General features: G+C 33.0%; 8 protein-coding genes and 3 pseudogenes. 7 read left to right on the top strand and 4 right to left on the bottom strand.

The genetic code is table 11. From position 1 onward, the window contains the following. Positions 1 to 335 (bottom strand): annotated as a pseudogene (locus tag GO684_RS05405) (IS630-like element ISWpi10 family transposase); the annotation flags it as partial. A 78-nt stretch (positions 336 to 413) separates the two neighbouring features. On the opposite strand from GO684_RS05405, the pseudogene GO684_RS05400 reads away from it, so the two are divergent. Continuing rightward, positions 414 to 745, top strand: a pseudogene (locus GO684_RS05400) (transposase); the annotation flags it as partial. Positions 746 to 1,122: 377 nt separating this feature from the next. Here the strand turns inward: GO684_RS05400 and GO684_RS04720 are convergent. Both GO684_RS04720 and GO684_RS04715 read right to left on the bottom strand, forming a co-directional pair. Continuing rightward, the gene (locus tag GO684_RS04720) at positions 1,123 to 1,713 is read right to left on the bottom strand and encodes a CvpA family protein (RefSeq protein WP_175939347.1); all 591 of its coding nucleotides are present in this window, start codon (positions 1,711 to 1,713) and stop codon (positions 1,123 to 1,125) included. Positions 1,714 to 1,769: 56 nt separating this feature from the next. Next, positions 1,770 to 2,360 carry a riboflavin synthase gene (locus GO684_RS04715; RefSeq protein ID WP_175939345.1) on the bottom strand — a complete coding sequence of 197 codons (591 nt, stop codon included), beginning with the start codon at positions 2,358 to 2,360 and terminating at the stop codon, positions 1,770 to 1,772. A gap of 265 nt (positions 2,361 to 2,625) precedes the next feature. Between GO684_RS04715 and GO684_RS04710 the strand changes: the two are divergent. After that, positions 2,626 to 3,577, top strand: a pseudogene (locus tag GO684_RS04710) (IS630 family transposase). Between the two features lie 179 nt (positions 3,578 to 3,756). Here GO684_RS04710 and prfA read toward each other — a convergent pair. Then, positions 3,757 to 4,836, bottom strand: a complete 1,080-nt coding sequence (prfA, locus tag GO684_RS04705) for a peptide chain release factor 1 (protein WP_175939343.1) — start codon at positions 4,834 to 4,836, stop codon at positions 3,757 to 3,759. Between the two features lie 119 nt (positions 4,837 to 4,955). On the opposite strand from prfA, the gene yihA reads away from it, so the two are divergent. From yihA to GO684_RS04685, 5 genes are all read left to right on the top strand, one after another. Further along, complete coding sequence (gene yihA / locus GO684_RS04700) at positions 4,956 to 5,552, top strand: ribosome biogenesis GTP-binding protein YihA/YsxC (RefSeq protein ID WP_410543315.1); 597 nt, start codon at positions 4,956 to 4,958, stop codon at positions 5,550 to 5,552. A gap of 4 nt (positions 5,553 to 5,556) precedes the next feature. Further along, the gene (argB, locus tag GO684_RS04695) at positions 5,557 to 6,468 is read left to right on the top strand and encodes an acetylglutamate kinase (protein WP_175939339.1); all 912 of its coding nucleotides are present in this window, start codon (positions 5,557 to 5,559) and stop codon (positions 6,466 to 6,468) included. 75 nt (positions 6,469 to 6,543) lie between these two features. Next, entirely contained in the window at positions 6,544 to 7,005 is a 462-nt protein-coding gene (dut, locus tag GO684_RS04690) for a dUTP diphosphatase (RefSeq protein ID WP_175939349.1), read from the top strand. Positions 7,006 to 7,434: 429 nt separating this feature from the next. Then, positions 7,435 to 7,569: a hypothetical protein gene (locus tag GO684_RS05645; protein ID WP_255419665.1), complete on the top strand. Its 135-nt coding sequence runs from the start codon at positions 7,435 to 7,437 to the stop codon at positions 7,567 to 7,569. 40 nt (positions 7,570 to 7,609) lie between these two features. Continuing rightward, complete coding sequence (locus GO684_RS04685; protein ID WP_175939337.1) at positions 7,610 to 7,768, top strand: hypothetical protein; 159 nt, start codon at positions 7,610 to 7,612, stop codon at positions 7,766 to 7,768. Positions 7,769 to 8,512 lie beyond the last annotated feature (744 nt).

Genomic DNA, 8,512 nt, shown 5'->3' with positions numbered 1-8,512 from the left:
CCTTGATTCCTGTTCCCATTCTTTAATGGTAATATTAGGATTTTTTGTATCCATACTTCAACTTGTTCAAATTGACTCTGATTCAATCTAGTTCTTCCACGACGTTGAGGGGGAGTGAATAATTTCTCTTCTCTTCCAAGTTTTAGTGTTTTATCCATGCAGTTAGTGCTGCTCTTGAAATACAACATATTTTTGCTACGGCTGTTATACTATGCTTTTTACTACAATTACAGCATTAATTTTTTTGCAACATATGCGCTATTTCGTACTTTCTTCAGCATTTCTTTTGCCAATTCCACGGCTTTTTTATCCAATAATTTTGATTTCAACACCATTTAAACCTTGCTATTTTACTTACTTCAGTATAACTTCTTTTCCACTATTGCCTACCCGTTCCTTATATAGTGGAAATTGGTATTAGAACACAGGTTAAAGTAAAATTGGGTAGAAAAATTTTTTATCTCTACAGTACAGTTAATCCTAAGAATATGGAGAGAGTTCTAGTTGTTTATTTGCACCGAATGTCAACACTGATTGTATAAATATATTTCTTGAACAAATGTTGCAATATTTTAGAACATGAGAAGTCTTTCTTGGCATGGATTGTGCTAGTTAGTATAAGTCAGAAAATTTAAAGTTACCTAAAAATATCGAGATCATATAACCACCATACTCACTTGAGCTCAACCCTATTGAGAGACTTTGGTTATATATAAAACAAAACATTTTGCGTAATGTTTTTGATGGCTGTTGTACTATGCTTTCTTGCTGCAATTACAGCATTTAAGTTTTTTTGCACATATGCGTTATTTCACACTTTCTTCAGCATTTTTTTTACTGATTTCACGACTTTTTTTTCATCCAATAATTTTAATACCATTAAACCTCGTTATTTTACTTACTTCAGTATGGCTTCTTTTCCATTGTTATTTGCCGTTTCTGTACAGTGGGAATTGGTACTCTATGCTAGAAATACCTATAATAACAGTGATTGGGGAAATTGTTAATTAGTTTATATGGGTTCTGCATTGTATAATGTGATAAAGCCTAGTATAAAACTTGAGAAAGTAGATGGTATAGAACATCTCCAAAAAGCTGCCAATTCTTGCTAAAACGTGGGTACTACTCTTCTTTTTTGTTATCTTTAAACTTTTCTTGATTAGCCATTGCTTTGCCAATCTCTTTTATTTTTAGTATCAACGACTCTGGTACATACATGTCAATTATGTCTTCTACTGTCGCAAATAAAGCCTGATAGGAATAAGAATTTATTATCCAATTAGGAAGTATATCTTCTACTTCTATTTTGGATTGCTCTTCTTTTTTGTCATGCACTGTGTAGCAATATAAATGCACAGCAAGGAATAGTATATAGGAGAGCAATATACCTCTGAGTACTCCAACAAAAATTCCAGTGGCTCTATCAATTAATCCAGACCTTATAGGTGATAATACGTACATTAGCCAGTTATTTACTATCATAAATATAAGATTGAATATAATGAATACAGAAATTGTAGAGAATATGTTCTGCATAGCTTTGGAGTTAAAATATTTACTATAGTTTATAGTGAAGAAATCATAATGATTTGCTGTAAGAAAGACTGATAAAAACAAAAATATTAGTGCACATAGTTCTTTTATAAAACCTCTAGTTATTGAGGTTATTACGCATACAATGATAATGAAGATAATAAGACAATCGAAAAGCATACTATAATGATTTTCAAAATATAATAATTGCAAACAACAAAATTGTAAAATTAATTCTATTTATACTGCATCAGCTGGTCTAAATACCGAGAAATTATGTCAACTTCTAAATTCAGATGATCATTTACTTTGTTATATTGGAAGGTTGTATTTTGCCATGTGTAGGGAATAATATTTACAGTAAACTCTCGACTCATGACTGAATTTACTGTGAGAGAGACTCCGTCTAGAGTCACAGATCCTTTTTTTGCAATGAATTTAATTAATTCCTGTGGGCATAATAGCTTAATTTCATAAGAACCAAAATTTTGATTAATTGTTAAAATTCTTACTATTTCATCCACATGACCCTGAACTAGGTGGCCATCAATCTTGTCACTTAATCTCATTGCTTTTTCTAGGTTTATTTTTTTTCCCACCTTCCATGCACTTAAGTTGGAAACCTTTATAGTTTCTTGAGATATTTGAATTGTAAATACATCATTAATTATGTCGACGACGGTTAGACACACGCCAGAGCAAGCTATTGAATCTCCTTTATGTGTAGAGAATAAATTTTGTGCCTTAATATGAAAGATTTGGTCGGAGTTGGAACAGATGGTAGTATTAATTATAGTCCCAATATTCGTAATAATCCCTTTAAACATATAGTGAAAATAAAATCATTTTATCGCAAAAAATCTTTTAGACAGCTCATTTCTATTTTTTTAAGCGCGAGAAAGAGGATCGTTTTTGCTTATCCGTTTAATAGGCTCTACTGAATATTCATACAGATTCTTGTTGTTATTGGGTTAATATGTGACATTGCAGAGTTGTTTAATTGCAAAGTGGTGCTAATCCCCGCTATCTAAGGAACAGATGACAATAATGGAAAAGAAGCTATACTAAGGTAAGTGAAATAGCGGGATTTAAGTGGTGTTGAAGTTGAAATTATTAGATAGAGAAGTCGTGGAATCAGTGAAAAAAATGCTGAAGAAAGTGCGAAAAACGCATATGTTAAAAAAATTAAATGTTGTAATTGTAACAAAAAAGCACAGTATAACAGCCTTAGCAAAAATATGTTGCATTTCAAGAACAGCAAACTGCATGGATAAAGCACTAAAACTTGGAAAAGAAAAAAAATTGTTTGCTCTCCCTCAACGTTGTAGAAAAACTAGATTTAATCAGAGTCAATTTGAACAAGTTGAGTATGGATACAAGAAAACCCTAATATATCATTAAAGAAATAAGAATAAGGATCTAGGAAAATTTTACTTGAATATCAATAAATCTACAGTACGCCGTAATATGCAAAAGATGAGGTTTTCATATATTACGCTAAGACCAATTTATAAGGTAGATAGGAAGAGTTTAGAAAAAATTTAATGAGACTATTGGTAAGTGTCCCAAACAAGAGTTATTTTTCTTTGATGAATTGCAGTTTGGCACGCATTTTGAAAGTTGAACACAGGTCGTTTGAAAAGGGCGTTAGAATGCAGATTGAAGTAAAATTAGATAGACAAGATTTTGATCTCTAAAGTGCAGTTAATACTAGGGATAGAAAGAATGCTAGCTTGTTTGCACCGGGTACGTCAATACTGATTGTATTAATATATTTCTTGAACAAATGTTACAATATTTAAGAGCACGAGAAGCATTTCTTGGCATGGGTTGTGCTAGTTGATATAAGTCAAAAAATTTAAAGTTACCTAAAAATATCGAGATTATATGCCTACCATCATACTTACCCAAGCTCAATTCTATTGAAGGGTTTTGGTTGTATGCAAAACAGAACATTTTGTGTAATGTCTATAATAAAATAGCTTTGCTTGAGAGCGTTTTGTGCAAATTTATTACCTCTCTTTATCACTTCGCGATTAAATAACTCTGCAGTGTCACTTATTTGGCCTGCTAACAATGAGAATTAGTATAACAAACTACGTTTACGATGGTCAGGCAATCAGTGTATTTTCCTTGTTCTTTCTGCAGTAGTATTAAAACTTATTTTGACTGTTTATTTGTTACTTTTGGGAGATACAGTGTATTAATACAGGTGTATGAATATTAACTCTCCCCAGCCAATCTTCCTGCTTCGTTACGTGAAATTAGTGCCTCAATAAATTCATCTAGTTCACCTTCTTTTATGATCTGCTCTAGCCGGTGTGAAGTTAGATTGATTCTGTGGTCTGTTACTCTTGATTGTGGGAAATTATAAGTTCTTATACGTTCAGAACGATCTCCAGAGCCAATTTGACTTTTTCTCATTGTTGATCTTTCTATTTCTTTTTTTTGTCTTTCAATTTCATATAGCCTTGCCCTCAACACTTTGAGCGCTTTAGCTTTATTTTTGTGCTGCGATTTTTCGTCTTGCTGTATTACAACTATTTCTGTTGGTAAGTGGGTGACTCTCACTGCGCTATCAGTTGTGTTCACTGATTGCCCTCCAGGGCCGCTGGATCTATAAACATCTATCCGTAAATCCTTTTCTTCTATTTTAAAATCAACCTCCTCAACTTCAGGTAATATTGCAACGGTAGCTGCAGAAGTGTGTAACCTTCCTGAAGATTCAGTTTCTGGGACTCGCTGTACCCTATGTACTCCTGATTCAAATTTTAGCCTTGCAAAAACTTCCGTCCCATTGACAAGTGCAGAAGCTTCTTTATAACCACCTATACCTGTACTGGAAATACTTATTGGCTCAAACTTCCAATTTCTTCTTTCTGCATATTTTTGGTACATTCGGAATAACATTGCTGCAAATAATGCTGCTTCTTCTCCTCCTGTGCCTGCTCTAATTTCTAGTATTGCATTTCTTGAATCATCTTCGTCTTTTGGCAATAGTGCTAATTTTAATTTAGCTTTTACTTGTGGTAACAGTGCCTTTTGCTTTTCGAAGAATTCTTCTTTGGCTAGCTCTTTTATATCATATTCACTGTTTTCATCTTTTATTATTTCCTCTAAGTCTGAAATTTCCTTTTTCAGTGTGTTATATTCATCAATTATCTTAATGATTGGCTTGAGTTCAGAGTATTCTTTTGAAAGGTTGATAAATTCTTTTTGACTTAAATTGGTGGGATTTTCTAATTTCTTTTCTATATCATTGAATTTTTTCTTTAAATCTTGTAGGTTGTTTTCTATATCCATACAGCTCGAATCTAATATTTTAACTGTTTAAGTGAGCAATGTATACTTGAAATAAAAAGTTTTTTACGTCAAGTAATGACATTATAATATACCTACTACCTTAGGTATTTCTGTATAATATAATGGTAAGAGAGATAACATCAAACAGCAATTTTATATTTGGAGCTTCAGACATAAAATCATTACCAAATGCGTCAGTGCCAGAGATTGCATTTGCTGGTAGATCAAATGTAGGAAAATCCAGTTTAATTAACTTACTGATAAACAGCAAAAAAGTTGCCAGAGTTTCTTCTAAACCCGGATGCACTAGACAAATAAATTTTTACTCTATGTACAATGATAAGTTCAGGCTTGTTGACCTACCAGGGTATGGCTATTCTCGTGCAAGCAAGGATAAAATAATACAATGCTTAGGCCTAATTGAATTCTATTTGATTCATAGAAGAAGCCTGAAAAGAGTGTTTGTACTGATAGATAGCAAAGTAGGACTAAAAGAAATAGACAAAGACTTTATTTATTGGTTAACATGTAACAATATTAACTTTGATGTTGTGCTAACAAAAATAGACAAAGTAGATCAAGAAGGTCTTGATGACGTTCTAGGAAGTACTCAGAAATGGGTTAATAATGAAAGTGTGTCAATTTGTCAAATAAGCGTCCGTGTTAAGTGTAAAATAACCAAGATGAGAGATGAGTTTTTCAAGTTTGCAAAATAAGAGAATGAAGAGCAGCGAATTTTTAAAGGGTGAGGTGTCATTTGAGCAAAAAGCAGAGATATTACTTGAAGCGCTGTCTAGTATACCAAACTTTGTAGGCGAAACTTTTGTCATCAAATGCGGCGGTATAACAATCTCGGATGAAATACTGTTCAATACTTTTGTGCATAATGTTGTCTTATTAAAGCAGCTTGGTATAAATCCGGTTATAGTACATGACGGAGAATATGAAATTGATTCCGTGCTAAAAATCTTGGGTATCGATAGTAAGTTTATAAATAATATCAGACTTACAGACGAGGATACTATGAGAATCATTGAAATGGCGTTATGTGGTTCAGTTAATAAAAAGATTGTTCAGCATATAAATTCTGCTGGTGGTTCAGCTATTGGGTTGTGTGGAAAAGATGGTAACCTAATAAAAGCCGAAAAAATAAGCACTACACTTAGAGAAAATGGATTGAATAATATAGAAAAGATATTAGATATGGGCTTTGTTGGCATACCAACTGAGATTAATCCTGATATATTGTTTTTCATTGAAGAATCAGATTTTATACCGGTCATTGCGCCTATTGGTCATGGAAAAAATGGAGAAACATATCACATTGACGCAGATGGTGCTGCTGGTGCAATAGCAGTTGCAGTTTCTGCATCTAAAATGATAATCTTTAGCGATGTGTGTGAAGAAATGGATAAGATTGATGGTAGGAAAATATCTGTTAAGAATTTAAATGCATCGATTAATTGTGGTAAAATTAAGGGAGAAAGATTTGTTGAAAAGCTTATAGCGTGTGCTAAAATGGTGGAAGAATGTGCTGGAATTGCTCATATAGTTAATGGGAGAATACCTAATATTATGATTGATTTATTTACTGAAAGTAATTCTAGTGTATCAATTGTGAATGATTTATAGCTAAAAGTAATTGCCATAGCATATTACTTTTACAGATGTAGTTTACATACTATAACTTGAGCTTTGGTGAGTAGGATGCGAAGAAGTAAAATTAAAGTGGAAATAAAGAAGTTATCTCATGGGAAAGATCTACCTCTTCCTTGTTATGCAACTATGCAGAGTGCTGGTATGGATCTTTATGCTGCACTGGGTAACTCTGCTACTTTAAATCCACTTGAAAAGTTACTTATTCCAACTGGAATTGTAATTGCAATACCAAATGGTTTTGAGGGAGAAATTCGCCCGCGTTCTGGACTTGCTGCAAGACATGGAATCACTGTCTTGAATTCTCCTGGTACTATAGATTCTGATTATCGTGGTGAGGTTAAGGTTTGTCTAATTAATCTCAGTAATCAGCCATACGAAATAAAAAGGGGAGATAGAATTGCGCAGATCCTTATTGCTCCTGTGCCCCAGGTAATTTGGGATGATGTAGAACGATTCTGCACAAAAGAAACTGAAAGGAGTGTGAGGGGTTTTGGTTCAAGTGGTAGATAGTTTATGCAAACGTTGCCTATCAGCTAATTTTTTCGTTAAAGGTTTCTTGACTGGGGTGTTTTATATATATAATTTTAAGTATGTTAATAATTTATTAAAGGAGTAGTTATGTCAGTCTTCAAAACTTTCAAAAGCTATTGTGGTCCCAATTTCTCATAAAATGTGCACACTACTCTTACAGTAAGCGCTACTTTAGCTTCTATAGCTATGTTAACAGCAGTAGTTGCGTTTATTAAGCCAACTTGCTTAAAATTATAGGACTAGCTTCTGTAGTGACTCTACTAGTTTTAGTGGCTTCAATTGTATTGTTTTTAGTGGTTGTAGTTTTATGATGTATGTAATCAACAAAAACAATTAAGTATCTGACTTAAAAGCTCCAGAGATTGTTGTTACTAATGATGGTGGAGTAGTGGTCAAGTGAAAGAAGATGTGTTTAATGAAATAAAAGAAAGTAATAAAAGCAAGGATAAAGAAGGTAGGCTGATAGATAATGAATATTGTTTCTACTTCAGCTTAGAAGATAAGGGTTGTCATATTACTATAAATGATCTACTCCTACAGTAGGAAGGCAGTGACCTTATTACTGAGTATAGCTTTACTAGGAGTGAGAAACAAAGACAGTGAATGTTGCACCTCAGCAGATGGAAGTGAAATAATAGGTAAATTAAATAAACGTGGTGCTGAAGTTAACGTTTATTTAGGAAAAGTTGTTGTTGAGCAAGCTCTAAGATACACAAAGAAAGAAGTAATGCTTATAGGGTAAAAGGGTAGGCTAAATCTGCCTCTTTTTTATTCTGAAGAGCTCCTAGATTCTAGGCACTATACGTTGGAATGACAAGAGTTATTTTGCCTTGGTCATGCTAATTACCACTGTGCAAGGAACGGATAGACAATAATGGGAGAGAAACCATTCTGAGGTAAGTAAAATAGAAAAATTTAAACGACATTGAAATCGAAATTGTTTGATGAAAAAATCGTAGAATCAGCAAAGGAATGCTAAAGAAAGTGCAAAAAATGCATATATTGCGAAAAAACTAAATGCTGTAATTGCAGCAAAAAAGCACGATATAACAGCCGTAGCAAAAATATGTTGCATTTTTAAAGCAGCACTAATACAATTCTCATTGTTAGTGAGTTAAGTAAGTGATATTGCAGAGTTATTTAATTGCGGAGTGAGAAGGGAAGGTAATAAATTTGTACAGAGCGCCCTAAAACAAGACAATTGTATCATGGGCTTTATTATGTAAAATGTTCTGTTTTATATACAATCAAAGTCTCTCAATAAGATTGAGCTTAGGTAAGTATGGCAGTAGGTATGTAATCTTGATATTTTTAACACCTTTAAATTTTTGACTTATTCTAACTAGCACAATTCATGACAAGAAAGGCTTCTTGTGTTCTTAAATATTGCAACATTTGTTCAAGAAATATATTCATACAATCGGCGTTGACATTCGGCATAAATAAGCTAGAACTCCTTCCATATTTTTAGGATTAACTGCACTGT

Origin of the sequence: Wolbachia endosymbiont of Litomosoides brasiliensis (assembly GCF_013366805.1) — a bacterium.
Taxonomy (GTDB): domain Bacteria; phylum Pseudomonadota; class Alphaproteobacteria; order Rickettsiales; family Anaplasmataceae; genus Wolbachia.
The sequence above is the reverse complement of the archived record's forward strand: the minus strand, read 5'-3'. Positions and strand labels throughout refer to the sequence as shown.